The following is a 20,567-nucleotide window of genomic DNA, read 5'->3' as shown; positions in this document are numbered from 1 at the left end:
GTCTCCCCCCCCGCGGGGGGGGGGGGGCGCGGGGGGGGGGGGCCCGCCGGGCGGCCGCGGGCGGCGCGGCCCCCCGCGGGGGGGGGGGGGGGGCTTGGGTGTGTGGTCTTTGTGTGGGGGGGGCCCCCCCCCCCCCCCCCCGGCGCGTCAGGTCGCCCATCGGGCCCGCGGCCACGTCCAGGCCCGGCGGCCGCGCTTCACCCCGGTGGACCCGGCCGAGAATGCCCGCATCACCGAGGAGTTCATGACGGCGGCGGCCGGCGGCGACCTCGCGACCGTGCTGTCGATGCTCTCCCCCGACGTGGTGTGGACCGCCGACAGCGGCGGCAAGGCCAGCGCCGCGCGCCGGCCCATCCTCGGCGCCGACAAGGTCGCCCGCTCGATCATCGGACTGCTGCGCATCGGGGCGCAGCAACCCGACGTCCGGGCCGAGATGGCGGTCTGCAACTCCGCCCCCGCGGTGCTGCTCTACCGCGCGGGCCAGCTCGAAGGCGTGTTCACCGTCGAGATCGTCGACGGCCTGATCACCAACTTCTATGCGATGCGCAACCCGGACAAGCTGTCGGCACTTGCCGCCGCCCGGGAGATCACCCGCAGCTGAAACGTCTGACAAGCTAGTGCGATGCGCATCGAGCGGCTCGGCAGCCTGGGCGCGGCACCGGAAGTGCTGCGTGCGGTCGCCGATGCCACCGCCCGGAGCGGGCTGCCGCCGCCGGCCGCGCTGACCGGCGAGTGGTTCGACGCCCGGGCGGTGATCGCGCCCAGCGTGGCCGTCGAGCCGGTGCACCCCGGCGAGGTGTTCGATGTCGCCGCTGGTGCCGGGTCCGGCACGGTGGGCGGCGGCTGGATCGGTTATCTGTCCTACCCCGACCCCGGCGCCGACGGCCGGGCGCCCCGGATCCCGGAGGCGGCCGGAGGCTGGACCGACTGCGTGCTGCGGCAGGACGCTGACCGGCAGTGGTGGTTCGAGAGCCTGTCCGGTGCGCCGATGCCGGGCTGGCTGGCCGAGGCACTGACCACGCCCGCACCGGCCCGCAGCTGTCGCATCTACTGGGAAACCCCGGACCGGCAGGCGCATCGCGCCGGAGTGCTGGCCTGTTTGGAGGCCATCCGGGCCGGCGAGGTCTACCAGGCCTGCGTGTGCACCCGATTCACCGGAACCGTCACCGGCGCCCCGCTGGACTTCTTCGCCGACGCGGTCGCCCGCACCGGACCCGCCCGGGCCGCCTATGTCGCCGGCGACTGGGGTGCGGTGGCGTCGCTGTCACCGGAGCTGTTCCTGCGCCGCCGCGGCGCCGTCGTGACCTCCAGCCCGATCAAGGGCACGCTGCCGCTGGATGCGCGCCCGTCGGCGCTGCGGGCCTCGACCAAGGACGTCGCGGAGAACATCATGATCGTGGACCTGGTCCGCAACGATCTGGGCCGGGTGGCGGTCACGGGCACCGTGACGGTTCCCGAACTGTTGGCGGTACGCCCGGCGCCGGGCGTGTGGCATCTGGTGTCGACGGTGTCGGCAGAGGTGCCCGCCCAGCTGGGCATGCCGGCGCTGGTGGATGCCACGTTCCCCCCGGCCTCGGTCACTGGGACACCCAAACACCGGGCCCGCCAATTGCTTTCGCAGTGGGAGCCGTATCGGCGCGGGGTCTACTGTGGCACCGTGGGGTTGGCGTCCCCAGTGTCGGGCTGCGAACTCAACGTGGCAATCCGCACCGTGGAATTCGACGCCGACGGCGGCGCGGTACTCGGGGTCGGCGGCGGAATCACCGCGGACTCCGACGTCGACGCCGAATGGCAAGAGTGCCTGCACAAAGCCGCACCGATTGTGGCCGCCGATCAGTCCCGGGCCCGCAGCACCGCGTCGTAGAGCTCACGGCGCGATACCGAACCGGGCGCTGCGGAGATCACCTGCGCGCAAGCGTCTTTGACCCGCATACCCTCCGCTGCCAGCCGGGTGACCTCAGCCACCAACGCCGGCAGGTCGGCGCGCGGAGTCGCCCCGGCCAGCACCACGGTGATCTCCCCCAGCACGCCGCCGACCGCCCACTCCGCCAGCTCGGCCAGCGTCCCGCGCAGCACCTCCTCGTGGGTCTTGGTCAGCTCCCGGCACACCACCGCCCGCCGCTGGCCACCGAGCTCATCGACCGCGTCACGCAGGCAGTCGGCGAGGCGCCGCGGCGATTCGAAGAAGACGCAGGTGCGCCGTTCGCCGGCCAGCGTCGCCAGCCACGCCCGCCGGGCCGCGGCCTTGCGCGGCGCAAAGCCTTCGAAGCAGAACTTCTCGCCGGGCAGCCCCGAGACCGCCAGCGCGGTCGTCACCGCCGACGGGCCGGGCAGGCAGCTCACCGGCAGGCCCGCCTCCGCGCACGCGACCACCAAGCGGTACCCCGGGTCGCTGATCAGCGGCATCCCGGCGTCGCTGACTACCAGCACGGTGGCGCCGGCCTCGATGTCGGCCAGCAACGCGGGCACCCGGGCCGCCTCGTTGGCGTCGAACAGGCTGACCACCTTCCCGGCGATCTGCACCTCGAGCGCCTTGGCCAGCGTCCGCACCCGCCGGGTGTCCTCGGCGGCCACCACGTCGGCGGTGCCCAGGGCCGCGATGAGCCGGGGCGATGCGTCGGCGGGCTGGCCGAGGGGGGTCGCACCCAGCAGCAATCGACCATCGGGCATGGCGCACAGCCTACGATCGTGGGGATGAGCGCTCCGACCGCTACCAGCTCCGCGGCCGTGCCGGAGCGCACCGCTCCCATGATCAGCCCGGGATTGTTGGTGCCGGTGGCCGATTTCGGGCCGACCGACCGCGCCCGCGGCTGGGCGGTGACCGCGGCGGTCACCACGCTGGCGGCGGTGACCCGGTTCTCGAATCTGTACATCCCCACCGACGCCGGCACGCCGATCTTCGACGAGAAGCACTACGCGCCGCAGGCCTGGCAGATGCTGCACAACCACGGCGTGGAGGACAACCCCGGCTACGGACTGGTGGTCCACCCACCGGTCGGCAAGCAGCTGATCGCGATCGGCGAGGCGCTGTTCGGCTACAACGGCCTGGGCTGGCGATTCACCAGCGCGCTACTCGGGGTGCTCGCGATCGCGCTGCTGGTGCGCATCGTGCGCCGGATGACCCGATCGACGCTGGCCGGCGGGGTGGCCGGGCTGTTGCTGGTCGGTGACGGCGTCAGCTTCGTCGCCGCCCGCACCGCACTGCTGGACGGCTTCCTGACCTTCTTCGTAATTGCGGCGTTCGGGGCGCTGATCGTCGACCGCGACCAGGTGCGCACGCGGATGCACACCGTGTTGACCGACGGCCGGAGCGCCGTAACGCCGTGGGGGCCGCGGCTGGGGGTGCGCTGGTGGCGCTTCGGCGCCGGGGTGCTGCTCGGATTGGCGTGTGCCACCAAGTGGTCCGGGCTGTATTTCGTGGCGTTCTTCGCGGCGATGTCGCTGGCGTTCGACGTCGCCGCTCGTCGGCAGTACCGGGTGCGCCGGCCGTGGCTGGGAACGTTGCGCCGTGATGTGGTGCCCACCGGCTACGCCATGGCACTGATTCCGTTCGGGGTGTATCTGGCGTCGTATGCGGCGTGGTTCGCCTCGGAGACGGGGGTGGATCGCCACGAGGAAGGCCAGTCGATCGGGTTCGAGAGCCGGTTCCCGGTGCCCGACGCGCTGCGCTCGCTGTGGCACTACACCTACCAGGCGTATCACTTCCACGCCGGCCTGACGAACGCCGCCGGCAATCACCACCCGTGGGAATCCAAGCCGTGGGCCTGGCCGATGTCGCTGCGTCCGGTGCTCTATGCGATCGATCAGCACGACGTGCCCGGCTGCGGCGCCCAGTCCTGCGTCAAGGCGGTGCTGCTGGTGGGCACGCCGGCGATGTGGTGGCTCGCCGTGCCGGTGCTGGGCTACGCGGCGTGGCGCACGCTGGTGCGTCATGACTGGCGCTACGCGGCGGCGCTGGTGGGCTACTGCGCCGGCTGGCTGCCATGGTTCGCCGGCATCGACCGGCAGATGTATTTCTTCTACGCGGTGCCGATGGCACCGTTCCTGGCGACGCTGCTGGCGTTGATCTGTATCGACATCGTCAACGACGGACATGGTCGCACCGAGGAACGCCAGACGCTCGGACTGCTCGCGGTCTGTTGTTACCTCGCTGTGGTGCTGACGAACTTCGCCTGGCTGTACCCGATTCTGACCGGGGTGCCGATCTCGCCGGCCACCTGGAACATGGAGATCTGGCTGCCCAGCTGGTCCTAGCGCATCTCGACGGATCGAACTGGTGTGCGATAGACTGCGTGTCGTGGCGATACCGGTACAGGAGTCGCTGTTCGACTGCAGCGAACGCCGACAGCTGGGTGACGGCGCCTGGCTCGACGTGCGCCCGGGCTGGCTCTGCGACGAAAGCGAGCTGGTCGGTGAACTACAGTCCGCGATCCCCTGGCGGGCGGAGCGCCGCCGGATGTATGACCGGGTGCTCGACGTTCCCCGGCTGGTCAGCTTCCACGACCTGGCCGCCGACGAGGCGCCGCATCCCGCGATCGCCCGGCTGCGCCGCCGGCTCAATGACATCTACGCCGGAGAACTCGGCGAGCCGTTCACCACGGTGGGGCTGTGCCTGTACCGCGACGGCGGCGACAGCGTGGCCTGGCACGGCGACACTCTCGGCCGCGGCGCCCACCACGACACCATGGTCGCGATCGTCAGCGTCGGCGCCACCCGCACGTTTGCACTGCGCCCCCGCGGCGGCGGTACCGCACTGCGGTTGGCACAGCGCCACGGCGATCTGTTGGTGATGGGCGGCTCGTGCCAACGGACCTGGGAACATTCCATCCCGAAGACGGCCACTCCGACCGGCCCGCGGATCAGCATCCAGTTCCGGCCGCGCGGCGTTCGCTGATCAGCCCCGCACCGCGTTCACCGCGGCCACCAGGAGATCGCGAGCCCGCTGGGTGTCCACGGGGGTGACGGGCTTGTCCGGCGCCACCAGCGGGTTCGCGGTGACGAGCACCTGGTACGGGCCGAAATACGCCGAGTAGTTGTAGAGCTCCCCGACGCGGGCCTGGCCGCCCGCAACGGCCTCGACCACCCGGTGCACCCCCAGCGTCTGCACGCCGTCGATGTGCGGAGCCTCGACCGTTTCGACCAGGCCGCGCATCCGTTCCCCGGCGAACCCGATCCGGCGGCAGGACCGTCCCGGCTCGCTGACCACGACCGGCTCAGAGGTCTCCAGGGCGATGGTGATGAAGCGGTTGCCGTTGCCCTCGGCGGCCACAGCGGCCATGTTGCCCTGCATGCCCTGCGGCAGCTGCTGACCGACCGCATACCTCGAACAGTCCGCGGGTTCGAACGTCAGGCCCGGAGGCAATGTGTTGCCCGCCAGCAACTTTGGGTCTAGCCCGGTGGGCGCGACGTTCTTGACCTGGAACTCCGGGCCGAAAGAAGACTTGATGTCGGCGACCTTGCTGATGTCGGCGGTCACCTCAGCGGGCCCGGAGCTGCAGGCGGCGAGCAGACCGACACAGCAGAGCGCCGGCACCGCGCGAAGGTTCAACATCGCAGCCAATCTACCCAACGCCGACCCGCCTACCAGGCGACGGTCACCCCACGGCCTGGATCGCTTGGCGGCCAACCTCTTTGATCTGATCGGCAACTTCCTTGCCGAACGGCAGCTGGGCCGCGCCGGGTACGTCGATCACGGTGGTGACGATGCCCGGTTCCTCGCGCTCCCAGTAGGCGCCCAGGCGGTCCAGGATCGCGCGCATCGGCGCGTTCTCCGACAGCACCCGCGCGGTGAACTTCTCGATGCCCTCCAGCCGGGCGATGACGGACACCGCCCCCATCAGGTAGGTCCCGATCCCCCGACCCTGAAAGCTGTCGCCGACAGTGAACGCGATCTCGGCGACCGTCGGGTCCTCGAGGTCCCGGACGAACCGCGCGTCGGCGACGACCGAGCCGTCCAGCTCGGTGACCACCCAGACGAAGTGATCGACGTAGTCGACCTCGAACAGGTAGTGCATCAGCGCCGGATTCGGGATGCGAGTGGACATGAACCGCCGGTAGAGCGTCTCGCGGGAGAACTCGACGTGACCGTGGACGGTTCGCGCACTGTCGCCGGGCAACACCGGCCGCAGTAACAGCTGCGTACCGTCGCGGGCCCGGATCGGCACGGCCACGATGTAGGCGGCCAGGCGTTGGCGCGCGGTGCGCACCAGCCGATCCATCACGTGCGGGATCTGCACCATCTCGTCGAAGGCCTGTTCATCGCCGATCCAGCCGGTCAGCGGCGTCGAGGTGGTGACTGTCGCGGTACGGCGGCCTTTGCGCAGCAGCGCGATCTCACCGACCACCATCCCGGCCGACACTTCGTTGACGACCACCGCACCGTCGTCTCCGAGGTGTTTGACTTCGGCCGAACCCGAGGAGATCAGCAGGAAGGACACCGCCCGCTCGCCCTGCCGCATGAGTTCGGTATCGGCCTCGGCCCGCAGTGGCTGCAGGTAGGCGGCCAGCGGCCTCAGGTCGGCGGCGGTACAATCAGCGAAGATTGCCATCGCCGCGAGTTCCGTGGTGGACAGCGTTTCCCTCACCCGGTCTCGCCGCGACATAACCATGGATTGCTCCGCCTTTGTTCGCCAATCAAGGCTAACCGGTGCGTCCGGAGCGGTAATGATTTAACAGCGACGTAACGGAGTGGATTCGGCGTTAGCGATTTAGGCGGCTACCCTGTGCCCGCTGACAGCGACACGCGAGGAAGAGATCACACGATATGAGCCAACTGAATCCGAAGCTGCACGACATCTATGACGAGGTCCTGCGCCGCAACCCGGGTGAGGCCGAGTTCCACCAGGCCGTCTTCGAGGTGCTCAGCAGCCTCGGGCCGGTGGTGGCGAAGCACCCCGATTACGTCGACAGCGCGGTAATCCGTCGGATGTGCGAGCCGGAACGTCAGATCATCTTCCGGGTGCCGTGGCTCGACGACGACGGCAACGTGCAGATCAACCGGGGTTTCCGGGTGGAGTTCAACTCGGCCCTCGGCCCCTACAAGGGCGGTCTGCGGTTCCACCCGTCGGTGTACCTGGGGATCGTCAAATTCCTTGGCTTCGAGCAGATCTTCAAGAACTCCCTGACCGGCCTGCCGATCGGCGGCGGCAAGGGCGGCTCGGATTTCGACCCCAAGGGCCGCTCGACCAACGAGATCATGCGGTTCTGCCAGTCGTTCATGACCGAGCTCTACCGCCACCTGGGCGAGTACACCGACGTCCCGGCCGGTGACATCGGTGTCGGCGGTCGCGAGATCGGCTACCTGTTCGGCCAGTACAAGCGGATCACCAACCGCTACGAGTCCGGAGTGCTGACCGGCAAGGGCCTGACCTGGGGCGGCTCGCAGGTCCGCACCGAGGCGACCGGGTACGGCGCGGTGTTCTTCGCCGACGAGATCCTCAAGACGGCCAAGGACTCCTTCGAGGGCAAGCGGGCCGTGGTCTCGGGCTCGGGCAACGTGGCGATCTACGCGATCGAGAAGATCCACCAGCTGGGCGGCACCGTGGTGGCCTGCTCGGACTCCTCGGGCTACATCGTCGACGAGAAGGGCATCGACCTGGAGCTGCTCAAGGAGATCAAAGAGGTCAAGCGCGAGCGCATCGAGACCTACGCCACCGCCCGCGGCGGCGCGACGCAATTCGTCAACAACGGCGGCTCCATCTGGGACGTGCCCTGCCAGATCGCGCTTCCCTCGGCAACCCAGAACGAGCTGGACGGCACCCACGCCGCCACGCTGGCCAAGAACGGCTGCAAGATCGTCGCCGAGGGCGCCAATATGCCCTGCACCCCGGACGCGGTCAAGCTATTCACCGACGCCGGCGTGACGGTGGCCCCGGGCAAGGCGGCCAACGCCGGCGGGGTGGCCACCAGCGCCCTGGAGATGCAGCAGAACGCCTCGCGCGATTCGTGGAGCTTCGAGTACACCGAGCAGCGCCTGGCGGCGATCATGCAGAGCATCCACCACCGCTGTGTGGTGACCGCCGACGAGTACGGCGCGCCCGGCAACTACGTGGTCGGCGCCAACATCGCCGGCTTCATCCAGGTTGCCGACGCGATGACCGCGCTGGGCCTGATTTAACCCCTGTTGACTCTGCGGCTACCGGACAGTGCTCTCGCACTTTTGCCCGGTAGCCGCAGAGTCAACTGCTTTTCGACGTAACATCGCCGGCATGAGTTGGATTCTGCGCACCGGCGCATCCCTCGGTTTCGCCGCCCTGGCACTGCTCGGCAGCGCGCCGGCCCACGCCGACGACGCCAGCTACATCGCCGCCCTGGACGCCAACGGGGTCTTCCGGTCCGGCCCGCCCAATGCACGACTGTCTGCGGGCCACCGGTTCTGCAGCCAGTTGCGCAACGGCGAAAGCCCCGACCAGATCGTCGCGACGTTCCCGCGCCGGCCGTCGTTCGGCGGACCCTCGATGGTCGACGATCTGCAGAGCAACCCGCGCCCGGTGATCGACATCGCCCAGCGCGAGCTGTGCCCGGACACCTTGCGCTAGTCCGTAACACCCTGCGTGTCGCCGCATTCCGAATCGAGCTCCGCACCGAGCACCTCGTCGACCAACGGGACGTCGATAGCACCGCCCCAATCCACGGCCGGCGCCCACTGGCGGGCGTCCAGGTCGTGCTTTTCGGTGAGGAACCGTAGCCGGTAGGCCTGCTGTGCCCGCTCGAACGTCCGCTGGGCGATCCGGGCGTTGAGTCCGCCGTTGACGACCGCGCCGAGTACCGGAACAGCCTGCGCCAGCTTGTGTTTGGCCATCCGGAATCCCAGCGCCACCGAGATCTGCTGGATTACGTTGTCCGCTTGCTGCGGCTGGAGGTGGCGCCACGACGCCTGTCGCATCATCCGCTCTGTCAATCGTGAAAGCGACGCCAGCGCTGCCGCCTTCTCGGCGGGGCTCCCCGCGGCAGAGTAGGCGATCACCCCGGACCCGAAGGCCTGCTCGCCCGGCTCGCGCACGTCGTAACCGTAGTGCGCCGCAACCAATGCCACGATGCGCCCCATCCCGACCATGACGGCGGTGACGTCAGCGACGACAGCAGAGGCCGCGACCGTCATGCTGGTACCGCCGGTGACCGCGCTCGTCACCACCGAACCCGTCACCGCCAGCGATGACGCCGCACCTCCGGCCACCGCGAGCGCGATGTAGCGCTCCTTGCGCCGCGGAACCGAACGGTCGCACTGCTGCAGGTCGAGTTGCCTGACCTCGTCGTAGGACGCCACCACGACACCCTCGTCGGCGAACATCGCAAACACGTTGCCCGGCTTGACCGAATTGAGTCCCCGCTCGACCAGCACGGTGTGCAGCGTCTCCATCGCCTTGGTGGTCAGATCGTCGAGCGTGCCGATGACGGCGGTCGCGCCGGGGAGCTGTTCGACGGTCAAGCGGGCCTGGGCGGCCACCTGCTGGGCGCGTTGCTTGATGCCCTGGCTCAGACCTTCCAACCGACCGGATCGCTCCGGACTGATGGCCGCGTCCAGCAGCGCATCCCAGGCCTTGCGCTCGTACTCGGACATGCCTGGCTTGGTGGCCATGAATAGAAAGCCTACCGACGCACGGGCCGGGAACGCCCTCGTGGCCCGATCGAGACACAGCTTGACGACGATCTCCACGGCCTTGTCACTCTCCAATTCCTCGGACATCGGGCTACTGCTTTCCGCGCTCACCCACGCCGTGTGACGCCCCGGGCCGCAGCCACCATCTCGATACACTGACACCTGTCATTGACGGTCGTCAACAATCGGCGTACGGTGCGGGCATGCAGGCACCGGGTGAGCTGAGCGCGCCGCCATCGGCAACCGGGGGTAGCCGGGAGGCTCGGCGACTCGAAACCCGCGCGCGCCTATTCGAAGCCGCGCTCGCCGAGATCGCGCAACGCGGGCTGGCCGGCGCCGATGTCAGCACCATCGCCGCGGCAGCGGGTGTGGTGCGGGGAACGTTCTACTTCCACTTCCCCACCAAGGAGCACGTCCTCATCGAGGTCGAGCGCAACGCCGAGACCCGGATCGTCAGCGAACTCGGCGCGGCCGACGGCGATCTGGCCTCCGTGCTTTCCCAACTGGTTCACCACGCCCTGAAAGCCAAACGCCGATTGGGAGCCGTGGTCTTCCGGGACATGCTCGGCCTGCACTTTTCGTCCACTCGTCCCGTCGAAGACGAGTTGGCGCAACACCCCCTCGCGGAGTTTCTGGTGGGCCTGATCGGCCGCGCGCAGGAGTCGGGGCAGGTGTCCCCGGAGCTCGACGCGGCGGAACTCGGAACATTCTTTTTGACCGGGCTGTTTGCCCTGCTGGCCACCGGCGCGCACGATGCTGCACAGCTGAACCGTTACGTGACGACGATCGTCAAGGGAATGGAGATCCGATGAACCACACCGGCATCGAGGGCTACCGGGACTACTTGGCAAAACGTGATGGCGAAGCGGACCTGCTCAACAGGCGACTGTCCAATCGGGAACTGTTCTTCGGCGAGCTTGAGGCCAACCCGGTCCGTTCGGCTCGACCCGCCGACCGACCGACCTTTCTTCGTAACCTGCGACGCCGGCGGCCCGAACCGGGCTTGGACCGCAAAATGCTGTTCTTGCTGGCGACCGCCAAACTCAACCAGGCAGAGCGATTCGGTGTCGGACTCGGCGAGACCTACGGGCGCAACAGCGACGAGAGCCTGCCGCCCGAGAACGTCTACCTCGAGCTGGAAGAGCACTATCACACCCGGCTGCTGGCCTACGCGCTCGATGTATTCGGTCTGCCCTTCCAAGTCGTCCCGCCACCATTTGTGATGCGGCAGTTCGTCAAAACCAGCGTGTTTCTCCCCGAACGGCTCGGCTTCATGTTCGTCGGGGCCGCGGAGATGGCGGGCTGCATCATGTTCGACGAGCTACGCCGCGTCGGCGTCGAACTGTTCGTCGACGAGCCGGACGTCGCGGAGCGAATCACGTTGCTCTACAGCGAAATCCTCACCGACGAGATCGGTCATGTCGGCTACTGCGCGTCGCGTTGCACGTCGATCGAGCGGGCTGTCATGCGCCGGCTCTACCCGCTGATCGGGCGCCTGATCGCCCGGCAGACCGCTGAGATCAGCCTGCTGATCGACCCGAAGGCCTTGGCCGCGCGCCTGGACCGGGCGTTCGACGTGACGGAACTGACAGCCGGGCTGGACAATCCGACGTATCTCACCGCGCACCCCTGAGCACCGTCAGCGGAGGTCCAGCTCCAGCCGTTCGAGTCGGCGCACCAAGATGCTGGGCAGCCACTGGCCGACCTCGGCAGCCTCGATCCAGGTGGTCTGTTCGAGCAGGGTTCGCAGGACGACCTGAGCCTCCAGGCGGGCCAGCGGGGTGCCGACGCAGAAGTGCGCACCCTTGCCGAAGGCCACGTGCCCCTTCAACGCGCTGCGGTCGAGCCGGAACTCCTCAGGAGTGTCGAAGTGCTCGGGATCGCGATTGGCGGCGCCCCACACCAACAGCAGGCGCGAATCAGCGGGCAACTCGACACCGGCCAGGGTGGTGTCGTTGACCACGTGGCGATAATGGCCGCGAAACGGCGACTCGTATCGCAGAGTCTCCTCGATGAACGCACCCAGCAGTTCGGGGTGGGCTCGCAGTTGCTCCTGCACGCCCGGGCGCTCGGCCAGAATCCAGGCGGCGCTGCCGAGCAACGAGGCGGTGGACTCACCGGCGGCGCTGAACAAGGTGAGCATGATGGCCAGCGCCGGAAGCTGTTCCAGCTCACCGGATTTGGTCCGCGCGGCAAGATCGCCGATCAGGCCCGGTCGGGGGTCTTCGGTGGCCTTCTCGAAGTGCTTCAGGACGTAGGCGGACAACTCCATGGCCGCCATCCCGGCGGCTGCGAGCTGATCCTCGCTGACGATTCCGTCGAGCAGCGTCGTGGTCGCATATCCCAGCCGGATCAGCTCGTCGACGTCGTCATCGGGAAGCCCGAGGAGGCGAGCGACCACCATCATGGGCAGCCGGTTGGCCATCGCGCTCATCCATTCGACGCGCCCGTCACCGCTGGCCCCCGCCCACAGCCGCATTGCGGTGGCCTCGGCGAACTCCTCGATCACCCGCACGCGCTTCGCGGAAAGATGCGGCAGCAGCAACTTCCGATGCTGCGCGTGCAGCGGATCGTCGGCGGTGGCCAGCACTTGCATCGGCCCACCGAGCTGGCCCATCTCGAACGGTGTGACGGTCCCGTCGTCGTGGTAGACCATGGTCGCGGTCAGGTTCGACGAGAAGTCCTCGACACGGTCAACGGCTTCCACCAGGGCGTCCCAGCCGCACACCGCGTAGAACACCGAGTCACCGATCCGATTCACCCCGCCGCGGCTGCGCATGGCCGCATAGAGCGGATAGGGATCCTGGACGGCGGTGCCGAAGAAGTCGTTGGGGTCCACCACTGCACGCATAACCCCAAGACTGAATGGCGCCGTGACCTGCGTCAACGTTGTGGGCCGAACTTGCAAAACGGTGCGGACCCGGTGCGGATCATCGTTCTCAGCCCGCCGCGCCGACCAGCACCGGCGCTGAGAAATCAGTCAAAGATTTTCTTACTGTGAGGAAACCATGCCATGATTTCGACGGGGGGGGAAGTGAGTGATCGCGGTGGCGAACGACTGGCTGATCGGCCGGGATCGACGCAGCGCGGGGGCGGAACGGATCTACGCAGCGGCAGCTGACCTGATGTCGCGTCAGGGCTACGACGGCTTTTCCATCGACGCGCTGGCGGCCACAGTTCACTGTTCGCCGGCGACGATCTACCGTCATGTCGGCGGCAAGGCCGCAATCCGGGATGCCGTGCTGAGCAGGCAGGCCGAACGCATCCTCGACTCGGTGCGCGACGCCATCACCGGGCTGACCGGCTCGGAGCGCATCATCACCGCCACCACCGTCGCCTTGCAGCGCATGCGGGCCGACCCGCTGGCGAAGATCATGAGTTCCACGACCGGCCCGCCCGGTACCGGGTGGCTGACCGATTCGCCCGCCATCGCCCGCTTTGCCGGTGAAATGGTCGGCGCCGACAATCCCGACCCGCTGGCGGCGCAGTGGCTCATCCGCGTGTTCCTGGCGCTCTGGTATTGGCCGCTCAAGGACGGCGACGCCGAAACGGCTGCGGTACGACGATTCCTCGGCCCGCCCTACGATGCGGACCCGGCTCGGAAGGTTGACGGTCAGCAACCGTCGTGACCTGATCAAACTCTGTGGAGCTAAGGGGAATCGAACCCCTGACCTTCTCGATGCGAACGAGACGCGCTACCAACTGCGCTATAGCCCCTGACGGCTTGTCAGGCTACCAGCCCCCGGCCGGTGCCCTGAAACCGAGACGCTATTGACCCGATGCCCGGGGCAGGTCGCCGCGCCAGTCGTATTCGCGTGCCGAGGCCGCGTACTCCAGGTGCTCGAAGACGGGGTCCTCGTCGTCGATCTCCAGCACCGCGACGCCGGGGCGCCGCAGCCGCGACGGCACCACCTCGAACGCCTCCGGGTGGGCATTGTCGCGCTGCGCCCGCGGACGCTCCGAACGCCGGGCCCGGCGGGCGCGCACCTGCTGCTCGATACGGGTCTGCCGGCGCAGGTAGGCCAGGTAGAGCACGGTCGCACCGGCCGCACCGCCGAAGATCCACCACGCCGTCGGTGCCATGGTGAAAGCCGTGAGCGCCGAGAGCACCAGGATCACCGCCAGCGACATCAGCACCCGCTTGCGGAACTCGTACTTGCGGGCGCTGACGGCGGCGGCCGTCTTGGTGTCATAGCGACGTGGCCGCGCTACCGTCGCCGACGAGTCGGCTTCGGCCTCCAAACCTGAGCTGTCCTCGACATATTCGTACTCGTGGCCGTCGGCGTCCGCCTCGGCAACGGCTTCCGGTTCGGCCTCCGCCTCTGCTTCGGCCTGGGCTTCGGCCTCAGCCTCCGCCTGCGCTTCAGCCTGAGCCTGCGCTTCAGCCTCGGCCTGGGCCCGCGCTTCGGCTTCAGCCCGTGCCTCGGCCTCGGCCTGCGCTCGCGCCTGCGCTTCGGCCTCGGCAGCCAACCCCGCCTCCGAGAGCGGCAGCACGTCGGAATCCTCGGCGACGACTTCGACGTCGAGAACGTCGAGGTAGTCCAGCTCGCCCTGCTCACCGGCCGCGGCGACGAAGACCCGCGGCCCGCTCTCGGCCGGCTCGTCGTCGTCGATGTCATCGTCAAGGTCGGCGTCGCTGCGCTGCCAGTCGGGATCACTGCGGTGACCGGCGGCCGGACCGCCGCGCTTGAGCAGCCGTGCGCTGGACCCACTGGTCAGCACCCGGGTCGCCAACGCCACGTCACTGGTGCGGCGCACCGCGTCTCGCTTGCTCACCAACATCGGCACCAGTACGAACAGCCAGAGGACGACCAGTGAGATCCAGAGCAATGATTGCGGGATGCTGGGCATGGGGGCCTGCTCCTTTCCCAGCCAAGGCTAGGTCTCTTGGCCCACACGGCCGGACGGCGCGCCGAGCCAATTACATAGATGTAATTTACTCGCTGACCTCGATAGTCACAACTATCACACGGGCAACACGGCGGACGAATTCTTTCAGGCCCATGCGGCCCGGCCGGCCTGCACCAGCGCCGCGGTCACCGAACCGGTGATTTCCTCGGCGGTGATCGCCACCAGCAGGTGGTCCCGCCACGCACCGTCGACGTCCAGGTAACGCTGCAGCAGCCCTTCCTCGCGAAAGCCGGCCTTGGCCAACACCGCCCGGCTGGCCGCATTCTCCGGCCGCACGGTGGCCTCCACCCGGTGCAGCCGCACCGGCCCGAAACAGTGGTCGAGCCCGAGCGCCACCGCCCCGGTCGCCACGCCCCCGCCGGCCACCGCGCTCGACACCCAGTAGCCGATCCAGGCCGAACGCAGCGCACCGTGCGCGATGTTGCCGACCGTCAGCTGGCCGCAGAAGCGACCGTCGACCTCGATCACGAACGGCAGCATCCGCCCGTACCGGGCCTCGGTGCGCAGGCTCGAACACACCGGCGGCCACGCCGCCGCACTGTGCCGGGTGACCCAGTCCGCTTCGACACTGGGCTCCCATGGCTCCAGGTGGGCGCGGTCGGCCAACCGGATCCGGCTCCAGGCCACGCCGTCGCGCATCCGCACCGGCCGCAGCCGGATCACCCCCGCGGCGACGCGCAGCGGCCCGAGCACCGTCGGCCAGCCGGGGTGCTGGACGGCCTTGAACGGCCACAGGTTCACCAGCATCGACCCGGACTCAACCGCGCTGCGCCAAAAAGGCGACGTCCACGATCTCGCCGGTGGCGATCTGCTCGACCTCTTCGGGAACCACCACCAGACAGTTCGCCTCGGCCAGGGTCGCCAGCAGGTGCGAGGAGGTGCCGCCGGTCGCCCCGAGCACTTGCACCAGGTACTCGTCGGTCTGCTCGTCACGCATCAGCTGCCCCCGCAGATAGCCCTTGCGCGCGGGCATCGAACTGATCGGACCCAGGGTGCGCGCCCGCACCATCCGGCGCATCGGCTCGCGTTTGCCCAGCGACAGCCGGATCAACGGACGGATCATCACCTCGAACACCACCAGGGCGCTGACGGGGTTGGTCGGCAACAAGAACGTCGGCACCCCTTCCGGCCCGAGCTGGCCGAAACCCTGCACCGAGCCGGGATGCATCGCGATCCGGGCGACTTCGATCTCGCCGAGGTCTGACAGCGCCGCGCGCACCTCGTCGGCCGCCGCACCGCCCACGCCGCCGGCGATCACCACCACCTCGGCGCGGTTAAGCTGACCCTCGACCACCTCGCGCAGCTTCCGGGGTTCGCCGCTGACGATGCCGACCCGGTTCACCTCGGCCCCCGCGTCACGGCCGGCAGCGGCCAGCGCGTAGGAGTCCACGTCGTAGACCTGCCCGTTGCCGGGCGTACGGGTGACGTCGACCAGTTCGCCGCCCACGGCCAGCACCGACAGCCGGGGACGCGGATGCACCAGCACCCGGTCGCGGCCGACGGCGGCCAGCAGGCCCACCTGGGCGGCGCCGACGACGGTGCCGGCGCGGACGGCGAGGTCGCCGGGCTGCACGTCGTCACCTATCCGGCGCACGTAGTCGCCCGGGCGCACGCCGCGCAGCACCCGGACCCGGGAACTCCCGCCGTCGGTCCAGCGCAGCGGCAGCACCGCGTCGGCCAGCGTGGGCATCGGAGCCCCGGTCTGGATCCGGGTCGCCAGCTTCGGCTGCAGCCGGGTGGGGGTGCGCGCCCCGGCCTCGATGGTGCCCAGCACCGGAAGGGTGACCGCGGCGGCATCGCGCTCGGCCGCCTCCGAGCTGTCTCCGATCGCCTCAGCGCCGAACACGTCGACGCTGCGCACCGCGTAACCGTCAATGGCGGCCTGGTCGAAGGCCGGCATGGGCCGCTCGGCGATCACCTCCTCGGCACACATCAGGCCCTGCGCCTCGGCGATCGCCACCCGGACCGGACGCGGCGCCACCGCGGCAGCAGAAACCCGGGCCTGCTGCTCCTCAACCGAACGCACGGTGCGCCTTTCTCACAGCATCGGTCCGATTCGGGTTGGCCAGGACTGACTCTGCCTCAGTTCTCCGCCAAGCCCAGCCGCGCCACCAGCCACCGGCGCAGGTCCGGACCGTAGTCGTCACGATCCAAGGCAAAGTCAACCGCAGCTTTGAGGTAGCCGCCCGGATTTCCCAGGTCGTGTCGCGATCCGCGGTGTACGACCACGTGAACCGGGTGGCCTTCGGCGATCATCAGCGCGATGGCGTCGGTGAGCTGCACCTCGCCGCCGGCGCCGCGGTCGATGCGCCGCAACGCGTCGAACACGGCCCGGTCCAGCACGTACCGTCCCGCAGCGGCGAACGTCGACGGTGCGTCGGCGGCCTTGGGCTTCTCGACCATTCCCTTGACCCGCAGGACATCAGGGTTGTCACTGTCGGGAACGGGCTCGACGTCGAAAACGCCGTAGGCACTGACGTCTTCGGGGCTGACCTCGATCGCGCACAGCACGGTGCCGCCGCGGCGGGCGCGCACCGCCGACATCGTCTCCAACACCCCGGTGGGCAGCACCAGGTCGTCGGGGAGCAGCACGGCGACGGCGTCCTCGTCGGCGGACAGGGTGGGTTCCACGCAACTGATGGCATGGCCCAGCCCGAGCGGCTCGGCCTGCACCACCGACTCCACCTTGATCAACTGCGGGGCCCGGCGCACCTTGGCCAGCATGGCCTTCTTGCCGCGCGCCTCCAGCGTGCCTTCCAGCACCAGGTCTTCGACGAAGTGCGCGACGACGCCGTCCTTGCCCTCGGAGGTGATGATCACCAGCCGCTCGGCGCCGGCCTCGGCCGCCTCGGCGGCGACCAGCTCGATGCCGGGGGTGTCGACGACGGGCAGCAACTCCTTGGGCACCGTCTTGGTCGCCGGCAGAAACCGGGTACCCAAACCGGCCGCGGGCACAATGGCGGTGCGCGGAATCGGAACCTTCGGAGTGGGCATTGTTCACACGATAACCGCAATCAGCTCCACCTCCTCCCCTGGCGGTGGGGAAGCCGCTACTGACACGCTGAAGGGCGTGACCGACAACGCGGCGATGGCCGCCAAGTCCGCGTTGCGCGCGCGAGTGCTCGCAGCCCGCCGCGCGGTACCGCCTGACGTGCACGACGCCGAGGCCCATGCCCTGGCCGGTCACCTGGAGCAGCTCGCCGAGGGCGCCCGCACCGTCTGCGCCTACCTGCCGGTGGGCGACGAGCCCGGTTCGGCCGCCATGCTCGACCGCCTGACCCAGCGCGGTATCCGCGTGCTGCTGCCGGTGGTGCGAACCCGGGACGACGGCACGCCGCTGGCGCTGATGTGGGGCGACTATGAGCCCGAGACCCTGGTTGCGGGCCGGTTCGGCCTGCTCGAACCGGCGCCGCCGTGGTTACCGGCGGAGGTGCTGGCGGAGGCGGATCTGGTGGTGGTCCCGGCGCTGGCGCTCGACCGCCTGGGTACGCGACTGGGCCGCGGCGCCGGCTTCTACGACCGCTCCCTGCTGCTGCGCCGGGCGCAGATACCGCTGGTGGCCGTCGTGCGCGACGACGAGCTGCTCGAGATGCTGCCCGCCGAGCCGCACGATGTGCCGATGACGCACGCCCTGACTCCGGAAAAAGGCCTCGTCGTGCTGGAATGCCGGCAATGAAATAGCGGTTCTAGCACTTAGCACGGTAGAGTGCTAAGCCGATTGCCCGATTTCACGGAGGTTCGCGTGCCCACTTACAGCTACGCCTGCACCGAGTGCAGCAACCGCTTCGACGTGGTCCAGGCCTTTACCGACGATGCGCTGACCACCTGCGAGGAGTGCAACGGCCGGCTCCGCAAGATCTTCGGCAAGGTCGGCGTGGTGTTCAAGGGCAGCGGTTTCTACCGCACCGACAGCCGGGACGCGGGTAAGAGCTCCTCGAACGGCACCAGCGCCACCAAGGCTGTGGCCTCCGATTCCGGTTCCGGCGACGGCGGCAGCAAGCCGGCCGAGAAGTCCTCTGCAGACAGCAGCAGCGGCAGCAAGCCGGCCGACAAGCCCAAGGCACCAGCGGCCGCCGCCTCGGCCTGACCCGTTATCCACAGGCCCGCACCCGGGCCGACTGTCCCGGGCGGGCCGGGCGCCTACCGTTGCGCCATGGGCGAGTCGCTCAACCCGACCTTGATCTCCCGCGTCTCGCAGGCGCTGCGGCCGGATTGGAGCCGCACCATGCGCGCCCGGCGGGCGGCCGCCGGCGCCCTGGTGGTGTTGGCCGGCGTCGCAGCGATCCGCTCCGATCCGCAGGGCGACCGCATCGACGTGGTGGTGGCCGGCCGCGACCTCGCGCCCGGCACGACGCTGACCGCCGCTGACGTCTCAGTCGAAAACCACTCTGCTCGAACGGTTCCCGACGGTGTTGTCACCGAGGTGTCGTCGGTGCTGCACGCCACGCTGGCCGGTCCGGCACGCCGCGGCGAGGTGCTCACCGATGTCCGTCTACTGGGCAGCCGGCTGACCGAAGCGGCCGCCGGGCCGGACGCCCGCGTCGTCGGCGTGCACCCGGCCGACGCCGCATTGGTCGATTTGGTTCGCCCCGGCGACGTCGTGGATGTGGTGACGGCCGACGACGCGGCCGAGCCGCCCGGCGCGCCCAGGGTGCTGGCGTCCGGCGGCGTCGTGGTGCTGGTATCGGACAAGCAGAACCATGACGATCGGGTGGTGTTGGTGGCGTTGCCGGCCACCGCCGCGGTGGCGGTGGCCGGTGCCGCGCTGGCTCAGGCGGTGACCCTCACCCTGCGCTGACTCGTCAAGCAGCGGCAGCGGGCTGCGGGCTGGCGCAGAACTTGCACTTGGTCGCTTCCGGGTCGATCTCGGACTTGCACTCCGGGCAGGTCTTGGTCGGCGCCGGGTCGCCGAACACCGACTTGCCCCGCCGCTTCTGAATGCCCTTGTAGGGCAACACGATGAAGAAGTAGACGGTCGCCATGAACACGATGAAGTAGATGATCGCCGAGATGAAGGCGCCGAGGTCGATGAAGGTGGCCTCGTTGCCCTCCGCCCCCAGTTGATAACCCAGCCCCAGCCCGGCGGTGTCCGGCTGCGCGGCCGAGACCAGCGGGTTGATCACGCTGTCGGTGAAGGCTTTGACCAGGTTGGAGAACGCCAGCGCCACCACCAGACCGATGGCGACGGTGATGACGTCGTCTCGCATCAGAAAGTTCTTGAACCCTTTTAACACCGTGCACCCCTTCCGGCCGGAATCACTGCGGGCAGCCTGCGCCGCCCAAGCGAACCGTAATGGCCGTTAACTCATCGGCGCGGGTGATTCGGCGAAGTCGAATCTCAACCGTGATGTGGCGGGACGTTGTCCCGCAGCCACCGCTCGCGCTCCTCGATCTCCCGGGCGTCGTCCGGGTCGCGCTCGTCGGAGGACTCCTGGTGCTCGCCGAGGCCGGGCATGGGCGCTAGATCTCCAGGCTGGACAGCTGGCCGATGATGTTGGCCGCCAGCGGGTTCAGCGTCGCCATCCCGTCGCGCACCGCAGCACGGGAACCGGCCAGGTTGACCACCAGGGTGCTGCCCGAGATCCCGGCCAGGCCGCGCGACAACCCGGCGTCGGTGATCCCGGCGGCCAGGGCGGAGGCGCGCAGCGCCTCGGAGATGCCGAGGATCTCGCGGTCCAGAATGTCGCGGGTGGCCTCCGGGGCGACGTCGCGCGGGGTGACCCCGGTCCCGCCGACCGAGACCACCAGGTCGACTCCGCCGATCACCGCCGTGTTCAGCGCGTTGCGGATCTCGACCTCGTCGTTGGCGACGGCGACCACGCCGTCGACCAGGAAACCGCCCTCGGCCAGCAGTTCGGTGACCAACGGACCGCTGTGGTCCTCGTCGCCGTGCGCGGTGCGGTCGTCGACGACGACGACGAGCGCGCGGCCGGCGAGTTCTGGGGTCTGTTCCATGGGTGCAACCGTATATCGCGGATTCTCGGCGGTTCAGCGAGGCTCGACGAAGGAGAGGCGAAGCTGGAACCTCCGCACGAACCCAGCCAGAGTCACCAACCCG

The 20,567-nt window shown here is 69.1% G+C and carries 22 protein-coding genes, 1 tRNA gene and 1 pseudogene; 12 read left to right on the top strand and 12 right to left on the bottom strand.

Annotation, left to right across the window (positions count from 1 at the left end; translation table 11 throughout):
* Positions 1-130: 130 nt before the first annotated feature.
* Both A5771_RS17555 and A5771_RS17550 read left to right on the top strand, forming a co-directional pair.
* A pseudogene (locus A5771_RS17555) lies at positions 131-601 on the top strand (RNA polymerase subunit sigma-24); the annotation flags it as partial.
* 21 nt (positions 602-622) lie between these two features.
* Positions 623-1,864 (top strand): aminodeoxychorismate synthase component I, encoded by a 1,242-nt coding sequence (locus A5771_RS17550; RefSeq protein WP_064856465.1) that lies wholly within the window; start codon positions 623-625, stop codon positions 1,862-1,864.
* Here A5771_RS17550 and rsmI read toward each other — a convergent pair.
* Positions 1,834-2,670: a 16S rRNA (cytidine(1402)-2'-O)-methyltransferase gene (rsmI, locus tag A5771_RS17545; RefSeq protein WP_064856464.1), complete on the bottom strand. Its 837-nt coding sequence runs from the start codon at positions 2,668-2,670 to the stop codon at positions 1,834-1,836. The genes A5771_RS17550 and rsmI overlap by 31 nt on opposite strands.
* 24 nt (positions 2,671-2,694) lie before the next feature.
* Here rsmI and A5771_RS17540 point away from each other — a divergent pair, with 24 nt between their 5' ends.
* Positions 2,695-4,254: a dolichyl-phosphate-mannose--protein mannosyltransferase gene (locus A5771_RS17540; RefSeq protein WP_064856463.1), complete on the top strand. Its 1,560-nt coding sequence runs from the start codon at positions 2,695-2,697 to the stop codon at positions 4,252-4,254.
* Between the two features lie 43 nt (positions 4,255-4,297).
* Positions 4,298-4,894 carry an alpha-ketoglutarate-dependent dioxygenase AlkB gene (locus tag A5771_RS17535; protein WP_064856462.1) on the top strand — a complete coding sequence of 199 codons (597 nt, stop codon included), beginning with the start codon at positions 4,298-4,300 and terminating at the stop codon, positions 4,892-4,894.
* Here A5771_RS17535 and A5771_RS17530 read toward each other — a convergent pair whose 3' ends face one another.
* Both A5771_RS17530 and A5771_RS17525 read right to left on the bottom strand, forming a co-directional pair.
* A complete protein-coding gene (locus tag A5771_RS17530; RefSeq protein ID WP_064856461.1) occupies positions 4,895-5,551 on the bottom strand; it encodes a DUF5642 family protein in 657 nt (218 codons plus the stop codon).
* 43 nt (positions 5,552-5,594) lie between these two features.
* A complete protein-coding gene (locus A5771_RS17525; protein ID WP_064856460.1) occupies positions 5,595-6,608 on the bottom strand; it encodes a GNAT family N-acetyltransferase in 1,014 nt (337 codons plus the stop codon).
* Positions 6,609-6,763: 155 nt separating this feature from the next.
* Here A5771_RS17525 and gdhA point away from each other — a divergent pair, with 155 nt between their 5' ends.
* Both gdhA and A5771_RS17515 read left to right on the top strand, forming a co-directional pair.
* Positions 6,764-8,116 (top strand): NADP-specific glutamate dehydrogenase, encoded by a 1,353-nt coding sequence (gdhA, locus tag A5771_RS17520; RefSeq protein ID WP_064856459.1) that lies wholly within the window; start codon positions 6,764-6,766, stop codon positions 8,114-8,116.
* A 91-nt stretch (positions 8,117-8,207) separates the two neighbouring features.
* The gene (locus tag A5771_RS17515; protein ID WP_064856458.1) at positions 8,208-8,537 is read left to right on the top strand and encodes a DUF732 domain-containing protein; all 330 of its coding nucleotides are present in this window, start codon (positions 8,208-8,210) and stop codon (positions 8,535-8,537) included.
* Here A5771_RS17515 and A5771_RS17510 read toward each other — a convergent pair.
* Positions 8,534-9,577, bottom strand: coding sequence for an EcsC family protein (locus A5771_RS17510; RefSeq protein ID WP_165606149.1), 1,044 nt, complete (start codon positions 9,575-9,577; stop codon positions 8,534-8,536). The genes A5771_RS17515 and A5771_RS17510 overlap by 4 nt on opposite strands.
* A gap of 224 nt (positions 9,578-9,801) precedes the next feature.
* Here A5771_RS17510 and A5771_RS17505 point away from each other — a divergent pair, with 224 nt between their 5' ends.
* Together A5771_RS17505 and A5771_RS17500 are read left to right on the top strand one after the other, a co-directional pair.
* Positions 9,802-10,410 (top strand): TetR/AcrR family transcriptional regulator, encoded by a 609-nt coding sequence (locus A5771_RS17505; protein ID WP_064856456.1) that lies wholly within the window; start codon positions 9,802-9,804, stop codon positions 10,408-10,410.
* Positions 10,407-11,231 (top strand): hypothetical protein, encoded by an 825-nt coding sequence (locus A5771_RS17500; protein WP_064856455.1) that lies wholly within the window; start codon positions 10,407-10,409, stop codon positions 11,229-11,231. Before A5771_RS17505 ends, A5771_RS17500 begins: the two co-directional genes overlap by 4 nt.
* A 6-nt stretch (positions 11,232-11,237) precedes the next feature.
* Here the strand turns inward: A5771_RS17500 and A5771_RS17495 are convergent, their stop codons facing one another.
* A complete protein-coding gene (locus A5771_RS17495; protein ID WP_064856454.1) occupies positions 11,238-12,449 on the bottom strand; it encodes a cytochrome P450 in 1,212 nt (403 codons plus the stop codon).
* A gap of 187 nt (positions 12,450-12,636) precedes the next feature.
* On the opposite strand from A5771_RS17495, the gene A5771_RS17490 reads away from it, so the two are divergent.
* The gene (locus tag A5771_RS17490; protein WP_064856453.1) at positions 12,637-13,227 is read left to right on the top strand and encodes a TetR/AcrR family transcriptional regulator; all 591 of its coding nucleotides are present in this window, start codon (positions 12,637-12,639) and stop codon (positions 13,225-13,227) included.
* 15 nt (positions 13,228-13,242) lie between these two features.
* Here the strand turns inward: A5771_RS17490 and A5771_RS17485 are convergent.
* The 5 genes from A5771_RS17485 to A5771_RS17465 form a co-directional block, all read right to left on the bottom strand.
* Positions 13,243-13,315 (bottom strand) — tRNA-Ala (locus A5771_RS17485).
* Between the two features lie 51 nt (positions 13,316-13,366).
* Complete coding sequence (sepX, locus tag A5771_RS17480) at positions 13,367-14,449, bottom strand: divisome protein SepX/GlpR (RefSeq protein WP_064856452.1); 1,083 nt, start codon at positions 14,447-14,449, stop codon at positions 13,367-13,369.
* Between the two features lie 144 nt (positions 14,450-14,593).
* Positions 14,594-15,256 carry a GNAT family N-acetyltransferase gene (locus A5771_RS17475; RefSeq protein ID WP_109401188.1) on the bottom strand — a complete coding sequence of 221 codons (663 nt, stop codon included), beginning with the start codon at positions 15,254-15,256 and terminating at the stop codon, positions 14,594-14,596.
* A 10-nt stretch (positions 15,257-15,266) separates the two neighbouring features.
* Positions 15,267-16,535 (bottom strand): molybdotransferase-like divisome protein Glp, encoded by a 1,269-nt coding sequence (glp, locus tag A5771_RS17470; RefSeq protein ID WP_064856451.1) that lies wholly within the window; start codon positions 16,533-16,535, stop codon positions 15,267-15,269.
* Between the two features lie 56 nt (positions 16,536-16,591).
* Positions 16,592-17,503, bottom strand: coding sequence for a UTP--glucose-1-phosphate uridylyltransferase (locus tag A5771_RS17465; protein ID WP_064856450.1), 912 nt, complete (start codon positions 17,501-17,503; stop codon positions 16,592-16,594).
* A 94-nt stretch (positions 17,504-17,597) separates the two neighbouring features.
* Between A5771_RS17465 and A5771_RS17460 the strand changes: the two genes are divergently transcribed.
* The 3 genes from A5771_RS17460 (at position 17,598) to A5771_RS17450 (ending at position 19,307) form a co-directional block, all read left to right on the top strand.
* The gene (locus A5771_RS17460) at positions 17,598-18,185 is read left to right on the top strand and encodes a 5-formyltetrahydrofolate cyclo-ligase (RefSeq protein ID WP_064856473.1); all 588 of its coding nucleotides are present in this window, start codon (positions 17,598-17,600) and stop codon (positions 18,183-18,185) included.
* 66 nt (positions 18,186-18,251) lie between these two features.
* Positions 18,252-18,596 carry an FmdB family zinc ribbon protein gene (locus tag A5771_RS17455; protein ID WP_064856449.1) on the top strand — a complete coding sequence of 115 codons (345 nt, stop codon included), beginning with the start codon at positions 18,252-18,254 and terminating at the stop codon, positions 18,594-18,596.
* Between the two features lie 66 nt (positions 18,597-18,662).
* A complete protein-coding gene (locus A5771_RS17450) occupies positions 18,663-19,307 on the top strand; it encodes an SAF domain-containing protein (RefSeq protein ID WP_064856448.1) in 645 nt (214 codons plus the stop codon).
* 4 nt (positions 19,308-19,311) lie between these two features.
* Here A5771_RS17450 and A5771_RS17445 read toward each other — a convergent pair whose 3' ends face one another.
* Positions 19,312-19,743, bottom strand: coding sequence for an MscL family protein (locus A5771_RS17445; protein ID WP_064856447.1), 432 nt, complete (start codon positions 19,741-19,743; stop codon positions 19,312-19,314).
* Positions 19,744-19,969: 226 nt separating this feature from the next.
* Positions 19,970-20,464 carry a MogA/MoaB family molybdenum cofactor biosynthesis protein gene (locus A5771_RS17440; protein WP_064856446.1) on the bottom strand — a complete coding sequence of 165 codons (495 nt, stop codon included), beginning with the start codon at positions 20,462-20,464 and terminating at the stop codon, positions 19,970-19,972.
* Between the last annotated feature and the right edge of the window lie 103 nt (positions 20,465-20,567).

It is taken from the genome of Mycolicibacter sinensis, assembly GCF_001667375.1.
GTDB lineage: Bacteria > Actinomycetota > Actinomycetes > Mycobacteriales > Mycobacteriaceae > Mycobacterium > Mycobacterium sinense_A.
The sequence above is the reverse complement of the archived record's forward strand: the minus strand, read 5'-3'. Positions and strand labels throughout refer to the sequence as shown.

Bases quoted from the DNA above. Each gene is read 5' to 3' on its own strand.
- A5771_RS17550 (WP_064856465.1), top strand. From the start codon at position 623: ATGCGCATCGAGCGGCTCGGCAGCCTGGGCGCGGCACCGGAAGTGCTG.
- rsmI (WP_064856464.1), bottom strand. From the start codon at position 2,670: ATGCCCGATGGTCGATTGCTGCTGGGTGCGACCCCCCTCGGCCAGCCC.
- A5771_RS17540 (WP_064856463.1), top strand. From the start codon at position 2,695: ATGAGCGCTCCGACCGCTACCAGCTCCGCGGCCGTGCCGGAGCGCACC.
- A5771_RS17530 (WP_064856461.1), bottom strand. From the start codon at position 5,551: ATGTTGAACCTTCGCGCGGTGCCGGCGCTCTGCTGTGTCGGTCTGCTC.
- A5771_RS17525 (WP_064856460.1), bottom strand. From the start codon at position 6,608: ATGGTTATGTCGCGGCGAGACCGGGTGAGGGAAACGCTGTCCACCACG.
- gdhA (WP_064856459.1), top strand. From the start codon at position 6,764: ATGAGCCAACTGAATCCGAAGCTGCACGACATCTATGACGAGGTCCTG.
- A5771_RS17515 (WP_064856458.1), top strand. From the start codon at position 8,208: ATGAGTTGGATTCTGCGCACCGGCGCATCCCTCGGTTTCGCCGCCCTG.
- A5771_RS17510 (WP_165606149.1), bottom strand. From the start codon at position 9,577: ATGGCCACCAAGCCAGGCATGTCCGAGTACGAGCGCAAGGCCTGGGAT.
- A5771_RS17505 (WP_064856456.1), top strand. From the start codon at position 9,802: ATGCAGGCACCGGGTGAGCTGAGCGCGCCGCCATCGGCAACCGGGGGT.
- A5771_RS17500 (WP_064856455.1), top strand. From the start codon at position 10,407: ATGAACCACACCGGCATCGAGGGCTACCGGGACTACTTGGCAAAACGT.
- A5771_RS17495 (WP_064856454.1), bottom strand. From the start codon at position 12,449: ATGCGTGCAGTGGTGGACCCCAACGACTTCTTCGGCACCGCCGTCCAG.
- sepX (WP_064856452.1), bottom strand. From the start codon at position 14,449: ATGCCCAGCATCCCGCAATCATTGCTCTGGATCTCACTGGTCGTCCTC.
- A5771_RS17475 (WP_109401188.1), bottom strand. From the start codon at position 15,256: ATGCTGGTGAACCTGTGGCCGTTCAAGGCCGTCCAGCACCCCGGCTGG.
- A5771_RS17465 (WP_064856450.1), bottom strand. From the start codon at position 17,503: ATGCCCACTCCGAAGGTTCCGATTCCGCGCACCGCCATTGTGCCCGCG.
- A5771_RS17460 (WP_064856473.1), top strand. From the start codon at position 17,598: ATGGCCGCCAAGTCCGCGTTGCGCGCGCGAGTGCTCGCAGCCCGCCGC.
- A5771_RS17450 (WP_064856448.1), top strand. From the start codon at position 18,663: ATGGGCGAGTCGCTCAACCCGACCTTGATCTCCCGCGTCTCGCAGGCG.
- A5771_RS17440 (WP_064856446.1), bottom strand. From the start codon at position 20,464: ATGGAACAGACCCCAGAACTCGCCGGCCGCGCGCTCGTCGTCGTCGTC.